14 protein-coding genes are annotated in these 13866 nt (G+C 63.6%); 12 read left to right on the top strand and 2 right to left on the bottom strand.

What is annotated here, in order from left to right:
- Positions 1 to 24 precede the first annotated feature (24 nt).
- From HMPREF0307_RS12755 to HMPREF0307_RS00300, 3 genes are all read left to right on the top strand, one after another.
- Positions 25 to 1041: an ATP-grasp domain-containing protein gene (locus HMPREF0307_RS12755; RefSeq protein ID WP_156435887.1), complete on the top strand. Its 1017-nt coding sequence runs from the start codon at positions 25 to 27 to the stop codon at positions 1039 to 1041.
- Entirely contained in the window at positions 1028 to 2077 is a 1050-nt protein-coding gene (locus HMPREF0307_RS12390; protein WP_156435886.1) for a SagB/ThcOx family dehydrogenase, read from the top strand. The genes HMPREF0307_RS12755 and HMPREF0307_RS12390 overlap by 14 nt, the downstream gene beginning before the upstream one ends.
- A gap of 113 nt (positions 2078 to 2190) precedes the next feature.
- Positions 2191 to 3378, top strand: a complete 1188-nt coding sequence (locus HMPREF0307_RS00300) for an MFS transporter (protein WP_066484621.1) — start codon at positions 2191 to 2193, stop codon at positions 3376 to 3378.
- On the opposite strand, the gene HMPREF0307_RS00295 is transcribed toward HMPREF0307_RS00300, so the two are convergent.
- A complete protein-coding gene (locus HMPREF0307_RS00295; RefSeq protein ID WP_066484618.1) occupies positions 3375 to 4373 on the bottom strand; it encodes an NUDIX hydrolase in 999 nt (332 codons plus the stop codon). The two genes, HMPREF0307_RS00300 and HMPREF0307_RS00295, sit on opposite strands and share 4 nt — an antisense overlap.
- 145 nt (positions 4374 to 4518) lie before the next feature.
- On the opposite strand from HMPREF0307_RS00295, the gene HMPREF0307_RS00290 reads away from it, so the two are divergent.
- The 6 genes from HMPREF0307_RS00290 to HMPREF0307_RS00265 all read left to right on the top strand — a co-directional run bounded on the left by HMPREF0307_RS00290 (position 4519) and on the right by HMPREF0307_RS00265 (position 10022).
- Positions 4519 to 5517, top strand: a complete 999-nt coding sequence (locus HMPREF0307_RS00290) for an NAD(P)H-dependent glycerol-3-phosphate dehydrogenase (RefSeq protein ID WP_066484614.1) — start codon at positions 4519 to 4521, stop codon at positions 5515 to 5517.
- A gap of 11 nt (positions 5518 to 5528) precedes the next feature.
- Complete coding sequence (locus HMPREF0307_RS00285) at positions 5529 to 6608, top strand: D-alanine--D-alanine ligase family protein (RefSeq protein WP_066484610.1); 1080 nt, start codon at positions 5529 to 5531, stop codon at positions 6606 to 6608.
- Positions 6609 to 6671: 63 nt separating this feature from the next.
- Positions 6672 to 7562, top strand: a complete 891-nt coding sequence (locus tag HMPREF0307_RS00280; protein ID WP_369799401.1) for an ABC transporter ATP-binding protein — start codon at positions 6672 to 6674, stop codon at positions 7560 to 7562.
- Complete coding sequence (locus tag HMPREF0307_RS00275) at positions 7563 to 8321, top strand: ABC transporter permease (RefSeq protein WP_066484599.1); 759 nt, start codon at positions 7563 to 7565, stop codon at positions 8319 to 8321.
- 11 nt (positions 8322 to 8332) lie between these two features.
- The gene (locus HMPREF0307_RS00270) at positions 8333 to 9436 is read left to right on the top strand and encodes a sensor histidine kinase (RefSeq protein WP_141759147.1); all 1104 of its coding nucleotides are present in this window, start codon (positions 8333 to 8335) and stop codon (positions 9434 to 9436) included.
- Positions 9429 to 10022 carry a response regulator transcription factor gene (locus HMPREF0307_RS00265; RefSeq protein ID WP_066484590.1) on the top strand — a complete coding sequence of 198 codons (594 nt, stop codon included), beginning with the start codon at positions 9429 to 9431 and terminating at the stop codon, positions 10020 to 10022. The genes HMPREF0307_RS00270 and HMPREF0307_RS00265 overlap by 8 nt, the downstream gene beginning before the upstream one ends.
- Here HMPREF0307_RS00265 and HMPREF0307_RS00260 read toward each other — a convergent pair.
- Positions 10019 to 10924 carry a DUF3515 domain-containing protein gene (locus HMPREF0307_RS00260; RefSeq protein WP_066484587.1) on the bottom strand — a complete coding sequence of 302 codons (906 nt, stop codon included), beginning with the start codon at positions 10922 to 10924 and terminating at the stop codon, positions 10019 to 10021. The two genes, HMPREF0307_RS00265 and HMPREF0307_RS00260, sit on opposite strands and share 4 nt — an antisense overlap.
- Positions 10925 to 10929: 5 nt before the next feature.
- Here HMPREF0307_RS00260 and HMPREF0307_RS00255 point away from each other — a divergent pair, with 5 nt between their 5' ends.
- Genes HMPREF0307_RS00255 through HMPREF0307_RS00245 form a run of 3 tightly spaced genes read left to right on the top strand, consistent with a single transcriptional unit; the run spans position 10930 to position 13864 of the window.
- Positions 10930 to 11913, top strand: a complete 984-nt coding sequence (locus HMPREF0307_RS00255) for a thiamine-phosphate kinase (RefSeq protein WP_082723153.1) — start codon at positions 10930 to 10932, stop codon at positions 11911 to 11913.
- Positions 11913 to 12515: a uracil-DNA glycosylase gene (locus HMPREF0307_RS00250; RefSeq protein WP_066484584.1), complete on the top strand. Its 603-nt coding sequence runs from the start codon at positions 11913 to 11915 to the stop codon at positions 12513 to 12515. Before HMPREF0307_RS00255 ends, HMPREF0307_RS00250 begins: the two co-directional genes overlap by 1 nt.
- A gap of 11 nt (positions 12516 to 12526) precedes the next feature.
- The gene (locus tag HMPREF0307_RS00245) at positions 12527 to 13864 is read left to right on the top strand and encodes a DAK2 domain-containing protein (protein WP_066484578.1); all 1338 of its coding nucleotides are present in this window, start codon (positions 12527 to 12529) and stop codon (positions 13862 to 13864) included.
- The last annotated feature ends 2 nt before the right edge of the window (positions 13865 to 13866 follow it).

Genomic DNA, 13866 nt, shown 5'->3' with positions numbered 1-13866 from the left:
CCCAGCCCTTTGGATGGAGTTTGTATGCAGTACCTGATTGACCATGGCTTGAAACTTAATTTGACAGGAAAATCTCGCGACTTTCAAACGGCGTATCGCAATACGTTCGACTGTCGTGAAGAGGGATTGGGCGATTACATTCTTATTTTGACGCGCCACGACGATTCTGAAGTCGATCAGCTGTCCTTGTCTCTGGCCGCACTGGGAATCCCGATGGTGCGGTTAAATTCTGATGATGTCAAGGCTGTTACTACAACGGAGGTGTTTATGGATGGAACCATGTCATTGAATGGTTACCATGGACGTCCACGGTTGGTGTGGCGTAGGCACTTTGCACCAGAGGGGATACCAGTGTCGCAGGGGGTTGATCAACTAGAACGAATTTATGTTCAGAATCAGGTGGAAGCGCTAGGCGATACTTTGACTGAAGTGATCGAACGCTCGATAAACGGTGATACTACTGCTCGAACGCGGCTGAATCAGCTAAGGGTAGCACCGGAATGCGGATTTGAAGTCTTATCCAGTTGGATTGGGTTGCAACCTTCGACTCCACTTGGAGCAGCTATTGCAAAGCCAATCGGAACGCATTGGGTCGAATATCCTTCACATGAATTGACGGGAGTAATGCCCAAGGTTGTTGGTGACGGTTTCTGTGCCAATCTGGAGAAAGTACCAGTTCTGCTCCAAGAATACCTTGAGATCGAGTTTGAATTACGAGTCTTTGTTGCGGGTGAAAAAATGGTCGCAATTTCAATTTGGAACTGTGCTGATGCTAGATCCCTTTGGTTGGATAATTCGGGCCTCGAGATGCGGGAGGAAGAGTTAGATCCAAAATTGGAATCGCTTATACGAAACTATTGCGAACGAACCAAAACGGAACTTTGTGCTATCGATTTCGTTGTTAGTGATGGATACTATTATTTTTTAGAAGCCAATGTGCTTTTTGATTGGGTTTTTTATGAGCGTTTGATTGAGGCGAACGTGATCTCGGAGCTGTTTTTGCATTGGATAGCAAAGGAGTTTGCCCTTGTTAATTCCTAGCAACTTTGGTTTTTTGGTGCTTCGCTCGGACGGCTTTATCTGGGATGACCCATTATATAAAGTTCAAACTCCAATTTCGGTTGAGGATTTAGACTTGCTGCGGTCTTATCAAGAGGATCGCTTACTCGGGAAGCTGCCTGATGATTCAGCGCTTGGGTACAGAAAATACGAGAAATTGGTGAATCTTAATGTACTTGTGTTAGTGAATTCGGAGCGTTTTGCTGACGAGAGTAAAGTCATGGATTCTTGGGGCCAGTTGCCTAACCTGTTGAGGAACTACGTCGCTGCGAGCAGGGTTACTTCAGGGTCGGCGCGGATTTCAAAGCAAGCCCATGACTCAGCTTTGTACGAAGATGCTGAGTATTTTGGCATTCCTAAACATTGTTGGGAACTTTCAGACGAGTGGAGCTTGGAGACTGGCCCCGCTGTTTCGTTGAGTGAACCCTTCGGGAATAGGGAGCAAGAGATTCTTTCTCAAATTTCTAGACGGCGACGTTCGGAACGTTTTTTCAACGGCCCTTATGTTCTTAGCTGGGGCCAGTTGTCCACGATTCTTCGGTTCGCCGCGGGCTATCATGACATTCCCGGGATTGGTGGGGAACATGTTCATTTTGGCACGGTTTTTCGGAACGCTCCATCTGCCGGTGGTCGAGGTTCCACCGAGGTTTTTGTGAGGATTGGCCCAGGCATCGACATTGAACCCGGCTATTATCTTTACAATCCAAGACGTGATCAACTTATTTTTCAAGCCGAAATTGACACCCCGGAAGAATGGGAAGTGGCATTGTCGGGACAGAATTGGGTGACGGATGCGCCAGTGCATCTCATATTAGCTGGTGATCCACAACTAATTTCATGGAAGTATAAGTCTCTAAATGCGTTGAAGGGGCTTCTGCTAGACATCGGTCATGTTAGTCAGTTGGTTCTACTAATGGCTGAATGCCTCGGAGTCAGAACTCGTCCTGTTGGCTTATTCCTTGAAGATCGGTTAGAGAAGATTCTTTCTATTGAGCCATCGAGGTTTGTTTTGGTGTGATAATTGCCTTGGGAAAACCTCATTCCAAAGTTTGATTAATTAGAGCAGTGACGGCTTCTGATTGGCCCAAATTTGGGTCTGTGAATTCCGCTTTCTTAGGAAAGGAATTATTTTTGAAAACTCTCGATTTCCGCCTCTACTGGCTTTCCGATGTCCTCGCCCAAATCACCGGCGTTGCGGCCGGACTCGCGGTCCCGCTTGTCGTGTTTCGGCACACGCAGGACATGGTGGCCACGGGCATCGTGAGCACGGCCTCCGGCATCGCGTCGATGGCGGGCGCCATCGTGGGCGGGACGATCGCCGATAAGTACGCGCGCAAGCCGGTCATCATTGGCTCGAATCTCCTCGCCGGCTTTCTCGCATTCGGACTCGCGTGGACGGCGCTGCCGGGGAATTTTAGCGTCGGGCTTTTTGGCACGCTGCTGTGCGCCTTCATGTTCTGCTATTCCATCGGCCAGGCCTGCGCGGATCCGTCTCTGCCACAGCTTGTCGCCGAGGAGGATATTGCTGCGGCGCAGGGCTTCATCCAAGCTCGTATGCAATTCGCTGGGCTCATTGGCCCTCTCCTCGGCGGCGTGCTCATCGACGTTGGGGAGTGGGTGCCATTCGCGGCGGCGGGCACGGGCTGCCTCGTCGCGGGAGCGTGCTTCCTCTTCATCCGCGCCGACCTTAACCCCGAGTCGCGCGCCACGGAGAATTTCTTTGCCGCGACCGCGAAAGGTTTTGCCATCGTGGGCGCAAGCCCCGTGCTGCGATCGCTCATTACCATGCAGGTCTTCGCCAACGCGGCGCTCAGCGGCGCACTCTTCTTAGCCGTCGTGTCGCTTGAAAATGCCGGATTCACCGGCGTGGTCATCGGCATCGCGCGCTCGGCCATCGGTGTCATCGGCATCCTCGGCGCGCTGGCCACGCGCTTTATTCAGCGGACCTTAGCTTTCCGCACCCTCATGCTCGTCAACACGGGCTTCCTCGCCGCGGCGTTGGCGTGTGCGGCGCTCGTGCATGATTCGCTCGCCGTCGTCGTCCCGCTGGGCATCGCGGTGCTCTTCGCGCCGGCGGCGGGCGCAGTCATCTACGCCAAGCTCGTCGAGCTTATCGACGAACACGCCTTCGGCCGCGTGACCACCATCCAGTCGACGACGGTGACCACGCTCAGCGGTGTGTGGAACACCCCGCTCGGGTACATCACGAGCGCGTGGTCCTTCCTTGCCGGCTTCTGGGCCTGCGCGGGGCTCGCGGTGCTGGGCTTTGCCACCACCTTCTTGTTCAACTCGGCGGTGGCGCGCAGCGAGACTCGTTAACGCACCGGCAGCGGACTCGGCAGGTAGTCAGCGCCCGTGAGCTCGCCCTCGTTGAAGGAGAGCACCCACACGGAGGCCTTCTTCGCCTTGAGGTCGTCGAGGGCGTCCTGCATGAACTTAGGGTTGAGCTTGCGGATGACCGCGGGGATGGTCTCGCCCTGGCTTACGACCACGGAGACACCGCCGCGGTCGATGATCTTCTCGAAGGCCTTGAACGCGGCCTTCTTATCGTCGAGCCAGGCCTCGTCGCCGAGGAGCACGTCGCGGTGGATAGGCAGGTTAAGCTCGGCCGCGAGTGGTGCGGCGGTCTGCTCGCAACGGTCGGGCTTCGCGGAGTAGATGGCGGTGGGGTGGTAGGGCAGCAGCATGGGCACGAGCATCTCGGCCTGGCGGCGGCCTTTCTTATCCAACGGGCGCAAGTTATCGTCGCCGTGCCACTTGCTGCGCTCGTGGGCGCGAGCGTGGCGCACGTAGAGGATGCGCGTGGTCGGCGCGTGCTTCAAACGCTTCTCCGCCTTGTCGAGCACCTGCGTGTCCACCTCGTAGGTGAGCAGCTCGCGGGCTTCCTTGAAGGAGAGCCAGCGGATCTCGTCGACCTCGTCGTTCTTTTCGAACTCGCCGCCGATTACTTGGCCCATCCAGTAGTAGACGACCTTCGTACGGCCCTGCACCGGGTAGGTCACCTTGCCGATGAGCTTGCCCAGCTTGACTTCATAGCCGGTTTCTTCCCAGATTTCGCGCGCGGCGGTGGCGGTGAGGGACTCGCCCGGGTCGACCTTGCCCTTGGCCAGGGACCAGTCGTCGTAGTGCGGGCGGTGAATGACGGCGACTTCCGCGTTGTCGCGCTCGCCGCGCCAGAGCACCGCGCCGGCGGCGAGTGTCGTGCGCTTGAACTCGGCGGCGGGGTCGCGGGGAACGGCCTGGTAGCGGCCAGTGATGAGCATCTCCGAGGCCAGGTCCTTGTCGTCTTCGTGCATCTTCTTTTCAGAGACCATGCCCGTTGCTCCTCCACTAGGGTTGGGTAAATCTTTTAGCGTCTAACGCCTTCTATTTTTACTCACGCCCGGCGCGCACGCAGAACTGCCCCGCCCACGTGTCCTAGGATATGAGGGCAACGTACGTACAATGAGAGGGGAAACAATGGTCAACGTCGCGGTCATGGGCGCCGGTTCCTGGGGCACCACGCTGGCGAAGGTCTTCGCTGACGCCGGCAATGAGGTGCGCCTGTGGGTTCGCCGCCCCGAGCTCGCGGAGACCATCGCGACCACCCGCCGCAACGCGGACTACCTGCCGGACGTAGAGCTTCCGGCCGGCGTGACCCCGCTTACCGATGCCGCCGCGGCGCTCAGCGCCGCCGACGTCGTAGTCTTTGGCATTCCCTCTCAGTCCCTGCGTCCCAACCTTGAGGCGTGGGCCCCGCTCCTGCCGGAGGATGCGACACTCGTGTCCATCTCCAAGGGCGTGGAAACCGCGACCCTGAAAAGGATGAGCGAAGTCATCGTGGACGCGACGGGTGCACGGACAAGCCGGGTGGCCGTCTTGTCCGGGCCGAACCTGGCGAAGGAAATCGCGCAGGAGCAACCCGCCGCGACCGTCATCGCGTGCACGGACGAGGAGCGCGCGAAAGCCGTGCAGGAGGCCATCGCGACGTGGTACCTGCGCCCGTATACGAATACGGACGTCGTGGGCGCGGAGGTGGGCGGCGCGTGTAAGAACGTTATCGCGCTGGCGTGCGGTATGGCCACCGGCCGGGGGCTAGGCACCAATACGCTGGCGACGCTTATTACGCGAGGCCTGGCGGAAATCACGCGCCTGGGCGTCCAACTCGGCGCGGACCCGCGCACCTTCGCGGGACTCGCGGGCCTGGGCGACCTGGTCGCGACGTGCTCCTCGGAGCTGTCGCGTAACCGCACCTTCGGCTTCCGCCTGGGCCAGGGCGGCACGCTGGAGGAAGCCAAGGCCGCGACCAACGGCCAGGTCGCGGAAGGCGTGACCTCGTCCGAGTCCATTTTCCGGCTGGCGCAGGCCGTCGGCGTGGAGATGCCCATCACGCAGGCGGTCTATGGCGTGTGCCACCGCGGCGTGCCCGTATCCGACATGGTCGTGGCCCTCATGGGTCGCACCACGAAGCCGGAGTAAGATTCCACCCCATGACGAATAAGACCCGCGTCGCCGTTGTCTATGGCGGCCGCAGCACCGAACACTCCATCTCCTGCGTCTCTGCCGGCGCCATCATGGCGAACCTGGATCCGGAGCTCTACGACGTCGTGCCGGTGGGCATCACCCGTTCCGGCGCGTGGACCCCGGGTTCGCGCGAGGGCCTGAAGATTGAGGGCGAGACGCTGCCCGAGGTCGTCATGGGCGATGAGCTTACGCTCTCGCTCAACCCGGCGACGCGCGGCCAGATCCACAACGTGACGACCGGCGAGCTCTATGCCACCGTCGACGTCGTCTTCCCGGTTCTCCACGGCCCCTACGGCGAGGACGGCACCGTCCAGGGCCTGCTTGAGCTCACCGGCCTGCCCTATGTCGGCCCGGGCGTGCTCGCCTCCGCGGCCGGCATGGACAAGGAGTTCACGAAGAAGCTCGCCGTCGCCGAGGGCCTGCCCGCCACCCCCGAGGTCATCCTGCGTCGCGGCCGCTCCGAGCTTACCGAGGCCGAGAAAGCCACCCTCGGCCTGCCGGTCTTCGTCAAGCCCGCGCGCGGCGGCTCGTCCATCGGCATCTCCAAGGTCTCGGACTGGTCCGAGCTGCCCGCCGCCGTGCAACTCGCCTACGACAACGACACGCAGGGCGACCCCAAGGTCATCGTCGAGGCCGAAATCGTCGGCTCCGAGGTCGAGGTGGGTGTTCTCGAATACCCGGACGGCTCCCTGCGCGCGTCCGTGCCGGCGAAGCTCAACGGCATCGAGGACTCGGACGAGGGCTTCTACGGTTTTGAGACAAAGTACCTCGACGATGTGGTCTCCGCGCAGATTCCCGCTGACTTTGAGCCTGCGATCATCCAGCAGCTCCAGGAGCTCGCCGTCGCGACCTTCCGCGCCTGCGACTGCAAGGGCCTGTCCCGCGTCGACTTCTTCGTTACGGAGGACGGTCCGGTGCTCAACGAGATCAACACCATGCCGGGCTTTACCCCGATTTCCATGTACCCGCAGGTCTTCGCCGCGGTGGACGTGGATTACCCGACGCTGCTGCACACCCTCGTGCAAACGGCGCTTGCGCACGCGTGATGACATTTGTCATCTCGAAGTGATGACGTAACGCTCTGTTGAGCTTGCCCGCGCGCGGCGATGATAGTCAGCATGAACATCATCGACGTCCGCGGGCTTTCGCGTACTTATAAGAAATTCACGGCAGTAGACAGCATAAACTTTTCCGTCGCACCGGGTGAGTGCTACGGACTGCTTGGCACCAACGGCGCGGGCAAGACCTCGACGCTCGAGGTTCTCGAAGGGCTAGCTGCCCCTTCTGCTGGCACCGTCGAGGTCCTCGGCGGCGACCCGCGTCGCGACCGCGTCACACTACGCCCGCGCATGGGCATCATGCTTCAGCGTGGCGGCCTGCCCAGCGGGCTCACGGTCCGCGAGACCATGAAGCTATGGGCGGGCACCTGCTCCAACCCCCAGCCTGCCGATGCCGTCTTGGACCAGGTTGACCTCCTCCATAAGGCCGACACGAAGGTCGGGGCGCTCTCCGGCGGCGAGCAGCGCCGCCTGGATCTCGCGTGCGCCCTGCTCGGCGGGTCTGAGCTTATCTTCCTCGACGAGCCGACCACAGGTCTTGACCCAGAGTCGCGCCGCAACGTCTGGCGCCTGCTGCGTGAGCTCAAGGAATCCGGCGTGACGATGGTTCTCACCACGCACTACCTCGAGGAGGCCGAGTACCTCTGCGACCGCCTGTGCATCTTGCACCGGGGCCGCATCGAGCTCGAGGGCACGCTCGCGGAGCTCGTCGAGACGCGCGCGTCTGAAATCGTCCTCGAGCCGGCCCTCGTGCCGGAGACCCACGCCAGCCAAGCGATCTACGAAGGGGACCGCGTCATCGTCCACACGAACAACCTGGTGACCGATACCCACGGGATCCTTGCCTGGGCACAGGACAATGGCGTGACCTACACGCATTTTGCTGCCCGCCCCGCCACCTTGGAAGACGTCTTCCTCTCTATCGCCGAAGGAGTGAAGTAGATGACCACCCTCATCTCGCCCCGCCGTGCCGTCGCCTTGTCCCGCGCAGAATCCACGCTGTTCCTTCGCAATCCCACGCTCATGGTCATGGCCCTGTTCATGCCCCCATCCATGGCGCTTATCATGTACGGCATTTATGACAGCCAAACCGGAATTGAGCCGCGGTTGGCGGCCGGGTTCGCCTCCGAGATTTTTGTCCTGGCCGCGCTCATGTTCGTGCAGTTCTACTCGGTGCTCTCCGCCATCACGGCCCGGCGCGATGAGGGCGTGCTCAAGCGCCTGCGCACCGGCGAGGCCACCGATGCCGAGATTCTCTCCGCCGTCGCCGTGCCCGGCGCGCTGATTACCATCGTGAGCACCCTGGTCGTATCAGTAGTGCTCAGCGGACTCGCTGGTGGCACGCCTACCGATGTCTTGCGGCTGGTGCTTGCCGTTGGCTTTGGACTTGCGCTCTCGACCGCATTCGCTTTCGTCACCTCCATCTACACCCGCAGCGTTGAGTCCGCACAGGTGACCTCACTGCCGGTTATGGCCATGGCGATGCTCTCCCAGTCCGGCATTCGCGAGATGATGCCCGAGCGCCTCCGTGAACTTGTTGACTACACGCCGTTCGCCGTGATTTCTGACTTCTCGCTGTCCTCCTGGACTACGGAGCCGGTCGGCATGGGGGTAATCCAGGGCGTGCTCATTCTGCTGGTGTGGACCCTCGCCCTGGGGTACTGGGCCTATTCCTGCATGCGCTGGGACTCCCACCGCTAAAGTATCCAGACGTGAGCTTCTTACCGGCCCCGGGAGCGCCGCGCTTTGTGTGGTGGTCCCGTTTGGGGCTGCACATGATCAATGCTGTGCTCGTGGTAGTCGGTGCCAGGAACTGGGGAAGCCTCACCACGCTCCCCGGTGCGGGAGCAGTCGCCGCGTTGGTCTGCACCGCGGCCACCGCCACCGTCGTCATTGAGCGCCTGCCCGAATACAACCTTGCTCCACGCCGCCCGGTCGACGCGTGGCTGCATCTTAATTACTACGGCGGCCTAGGGATCGTCGCAGGTTGCCTTGCCGTGGTCACGGTCGGCCCAGCGGAGTGGGCGCAGGCCGCCGCGGGCACGGCCGTGATTGTTGCCTCGATTATTGCCGGTTCTTCGCTGCCGCGCTTTCCGGCGGCGTGGCTCCACGCCGTGGTGCTCACCGTCATTATGTGGCTGTTCCTGGGCTCTGCCCTCGCGGCGCCTCTGTTGATTCTGCCCGCGCTGTGCTACGCCTCCGCCGTGCTTACCCTGTGGTACGTGGGCAGCCTCAAGACCTCGGAGCGCGCCCGGCACCTCGAAGCCGCGCTCAAGGTCAGCGACGAGCGCTTGCGGTTTGCCCAGGAGCTGCATGACACGCTGGGGCAGAACCTCGCCGCGCTGTCTATCAAAGCGGAGCTGGCCCGTGCACTCGTCCGCCGCGGCGACCCACGTCTCGACGAGGAGCTGGAAGAAATCCAGCGCCTCACCAAAGTCTCCATGACGGATATGCGCGCCGTCGTCGATGGCTACCGCCGTGCCTCGCTCGACACGGAGCTAGCAGGTGCCCGCCAACTGCTCGAGGCCGCTGACATTCGCGTCGCGGTTACTGGCGAGATCGCAGACGTCCCGCCGCAGCACCGCGAGCGCGCCGGATGGTTCGTGCGCGAGGCCGCGACAAACGTGCTCAAGCACGCCCGAGCCACGTACGTTGACATCGAAGTACAGCCCAACGCCATCAGCCTGCGCAACGATGGTGCCCACGGGGAGGCTGGCGAAGAAGCCGGGCTGGCCGCCCTGCGCCGCCGCGGCACGGATATCCACACCCATCACGCTAACGAGACCTTCACGGTCGAAATGAGGTTTCATGATTAAGGTCGCCATTGCGGACGACGAAGCGCTCGTCGCGCAATCCCTGGCCACGCTGCTCGGGCTCGAAGACGACATCGAGGTCGTTCGCACCGCCTGCTCGGGTCGCGAGCTCATCGATTGGTGCGCGGTGCACCCCATCGATGTGGCGGTCCTCGACTTGCAGATGCCCGGTCTCGACGGAATTGATACGGCCGCCCAGCTGTCCGATGCCGCCGTCCTCATCGTTACCTCCCATCCGCGCCCGCAGGCGCTTAAGAGGGCCCTAGCCGCAAACGTACTGGGATTCGTGCCCAAGACATCCTCGGCCGAACAGTTCGCTCTAGCGATCCGGACGGTCGCGCAGGGAAAGCGATTCCTCGACCCGGAAGTCGCGGCGCTGGCAATCTCGGCAGGCGAGTCACCGCTCACCGACAGTGAGGCGCGTGTCCTCGACGCCGCGGGTACGGGTGCCTCGGTCGCAGACATCGCCGCGCAGGTTTGTTTGGCGGCGGGCACGACGCGCAACTACCTTTCCTCGGCGATGGCAAAGACGGGCGCGCAGAACCGCTTCGAGGCTTATACCGTCGCCCGCGAGCGCGGCTGGATTTAGTTCGCGACCTGCTTCGTGGACTTTGTCAACGCGTCGCTGATGTCCACCAAGGCATCTGCGGCGACGTCCTGCGGCACGGACAACGCCACGTTGACGTCGCGGCCCAACGCGAACCACGTTGAGGCGGTCGTGCCGCCGGCCAGCGTCGTGTCCTCGAACCACGGCACGTCGTTGACCTGCTGGAGCTGCGCGCCAGCCTGGTAGCCGGGGGCGTCCTCGACGCCGCAGCGTAGCTCGATGGGCTCGCGGCCGTCCGCGGTCCAGACAAGCGTGTTCTTCGCGGTGCCCTCGGGCAGCTGGTCGAGGCGCGTGTAGTCGCCGAGCTCGCGCGGGGCGGCCTTGAGGAAGGCGGCGCATTCGCCGGGGCCAGTCTTCAGCGAGGCGAGGGCCGCGGGGAAGCGTTCCGGGGCATCACCGGTGAGCGCGCCGAGGTCAAGCCCCGTGGGCTCCTGGTCGTCGAAGGTCGTCACAGCGACGACGGGGGAGCGGTCCGCCGTGTACCACGAGGTGAGGTTCGAGCCCGGCGTCATGTCGCGGACCTTGAGCCACGTCGTGCCATCCACGTCAGTGGTGTGCGCGTACGGGGTGTACTGATAAGGCATGGGCACGCCGCAGCGCAGCGTCACCGCCTCGCCGGAGTTCGTGGACCATGCAGCCACGCCCTCGGGCACGGGGTCGGCGACGCTCGCGCGCGGGTGCCCCATGAACTTCTCGGGCAGCGCGTCGATAAGGGCGGCGCACTCCGCGGAGCCAGACTCGGGCGAGTCGACTGGCGACATGGCGACGGGGGCGCGTTCGATATTCTCGAAGACATACTTCGAGCCAAAGATGACTCCAAAGATCAGCGCCAGCGCGAGTGCAAGAGAAACGTAGATGGCGGTGCGGTTAAATAGTGGGGTCATACCCCATGAGTCTAGAGACGAAAGAAGAACGCGTGAAACTCACCCCGACGCTGGCGGAAATTGGTGAAAAGCGGGTCATCGAGGCGATCACCTCGGTAGCACCAAGCTCCATCAATGGCGATGACGCGGCAGTCCTCCACACGCCCGTTCCCAACCGTCGCACGGTGGCGACCACGGACCTCCTCGTCGAGGGACGCCACTTCCGGCTCGACTGGTCCACGCCGGAAGAAGTGGGCCACAAGGCCATTGTCCAGAACTTCGCAGACATCGAGGCCATGGGCGCGCGTCCGGCCGCAGCCCTCCTCGGCCTTGCCGCGCCTGCCGACACGCCCATTTCCATCGTCCAAGGCATCGCGCGCGGCATCGCGGAGGCGTCCTCGCACTACAACACGGAGCTCGTGGGTGGCGACGTCACCCAGGCCGGCGAGCTCGTCGTGTCCATTACCGCCATCGGCGCGCTGGGCGGCGACCGCCAGGCGCTCACGCTCGACCGCGCGCGCCCCGGCCAACAGGTCGTCGCGCACGGCAAGATTGGTTGGTCCGCTGCCGGCCTCGCGCTGCTCGAGCGCTTCGGCCGTGCGCTGCCCGAAGAGCATTCCGAGCTCTGGCCGCTCATCGACGCCCACTGCGCGCCGTGGATTACCCCCGGCCGCGGCCAAGTCGCCCGCGCCACCGGGGTGACGGCGATGACCGATAACTCGGATGGCCTCATCCCGGACCTCAGCACCATCGCCGCGCGCTCCGGGGTAAGCATCGACCTCTTCGCCGACGCCATCAAGCCGGATCCTCTGCTCGTTCAGGCCGGCGCGCTGCTGGGCCGCGACCCGCTCGAGTGGGTCCACGCCGGCGGCGAGGATCACACGCTGCTCGCCACGACGGCCAAGCCGGCCCCCAGCGGCTTTCGCGTCATCGGCGAGGTCGTGCGCGGCGAGAGTGTGACCGTCGACGGCCGACCGTCCCCCTATACGAAAGGCTGGGCCTCCTTCTAATGCACCCCACCTGGGAAAATATCCTTCACGACGTCCCGCGCCCCCACATCGACGGCGAGTTCCTGCCGCCCGCAGCTGACGTCTACCGCGCCTTCGACATGCCGCAGCCCGACGTCAAGGTGCTCATCGTCGGCCAGGACCCGTATCCCACGCCCGGCCACGCCATGGGTCTGGCATTCTCCACCGCAGCAGGCGTGAAACCCCCGCGCTCGCTCGTCAACATCTATAAGGAACTCTACGACGACCTCGGCATCGACGCGCCGCACGACGGGGATCTGACGAAGTGGACCGAGCAAGGCGTCCTGCTGCTCAACCGCGTGCTCACCACCGCGCCGGGTCAGGCGGGCGCGCACCGTCGCCAGGGCTGGGAGGCCGTGACCGAGGCCGCCATCCGCTCGCTCAACCGGAAGCCCATGGTCGCCATCCTCTGGGGCAAAGACGCCCAAGCCTGCGCGCGGTTTATCCCGGATGTCCCGCGCATCGAGTCGCCGCACCCGTCGCCGCTGTCCGCGCGCCGGGGCTTTTTCGGCTCACGGCCGTTCTCCCGTGCGAATCAACTTCTGGCGGACCAAGGTGCCGCCCCCGTGGACTGGCGCTTGTAAGATACGTGACTATGTCTCAACCGGAATCCTTAGACGCGGACGGCCTCTACCACTGGGCGCAGCGCGCCGTGGCGGAGCTCGCCCGGCACCGCGCCGATATCAACGCACTCAACGTGTTTCCGGTCCCGGACGCTGACACCGGCTCCAATATGGCGCACACCATGGAGGCTGCGCTCGCGCAGGCCGACCGTGGCGGTGACGTCGCCGAGGCCCTCGCCGTCGGCTCCGTGCGTGGCGCCCGCGGCAACTCCGGCATGGTCTTGTCCCAGGTCCTGCGCGCGCTCGCAGACTCCACCACGGACTCCCGCGTGGACGCCGCCGCGCTTGCCGATGCCCTCTCGCTCGCCGTCGAGCTCGTCGACCGCGCCATCGCCGACCCTGTCGAAGGCACCATCGTCACCGTCTTGCGCGCGGCCGCCGCTGCTGCCGATGCCGCCCTCGCCGAGGGCATAGCTCTCTACCCGCTGCTCCAGCGCGTGCTCGCCGCGGCACAGGAAGCCCTCGATGCGACGCCGTCCCAGCTGCCTGCCCTGCGCGAGGCGGGCGTCGTCGATGCCGGCGGCGCGGGCCTGCTCGTGCTGCTCGATGCGCTGCGCGCGGAGCTCGACGGCGCGCAGCTCACCGAGGCCGCCGTACCCGCCGAGTCCACCGGCGAGCTCGAAGTCATCTTCTACTTCGAAGGCGACGTCGACGCGCTCACGGCCGACATCGCGCCGCGGGGCAATTCGCTCGTCGTCGCCCGCGATGGCGAGCGCGCCGCCCGCGTGCACATTCATACGACCGAGGCCGGACCGCTCGTCGAACTCGCGTTTGCGCGCGGCGCCGTGTCGAACCTGCGCCTGGAGGCGCTGCCGGGCGTGCCGGAGGGGGCATCGGAAAGCGTGGGGCGCACGGTGTGGGCTGCGGCTCCGGCCGGTCCCTTGGCCGAGCTCTTCGCGGGCGCGGGCGCAGAGGTCGTTGAACCCGGCCGCGCCGTCGAGGCGAACCCCGGCGATATCTTCCTGGTCAACGGCTCGAAGGGCGACGCCGGGGAAGCGCGCGTCGTGCCCACAGATTCCTACGTCGCGGGCATCGCGGCGCTGTCGGTCTACGATCCCACGAACGCGGACACCGATGCCGTGGTGTCGACCATGCGCGATGCGGCGCGGTCCATGCGGGTCGTGCGCCCGGCGGCGGTGACCTTTGATGCGCTCGTCGTGGCGACGCGCCGTCTGCTCGCCGAGGGCGGGGAACAGGTGACGATCCTCTCCGCGCGCGCCGTGGACGCGACGGCGCTAACATCGAAGCTCGGGGTGGAAGTCATGGCGCTCACGGCCCCGGGGATCGAAACGGAAATCGGAGTGGAGTAGGC

It is taken from the genome of Corynebacterium sp. DNF00584, assembly GCF_001552965.1.
GTDB classification, from domain to species: domain Bacteria; phylum Actinomycetota; class Actinomycetes; order Mycobacteriales; family Mycobacteriaceae; genus Corynebacterium; species Corynebacterium phoceense.
The sequence above is the reverse complement of the archived record's forward strand: the minus strand, read 5'-3'. Positions and strand labels throughout refer to the sequence as shown.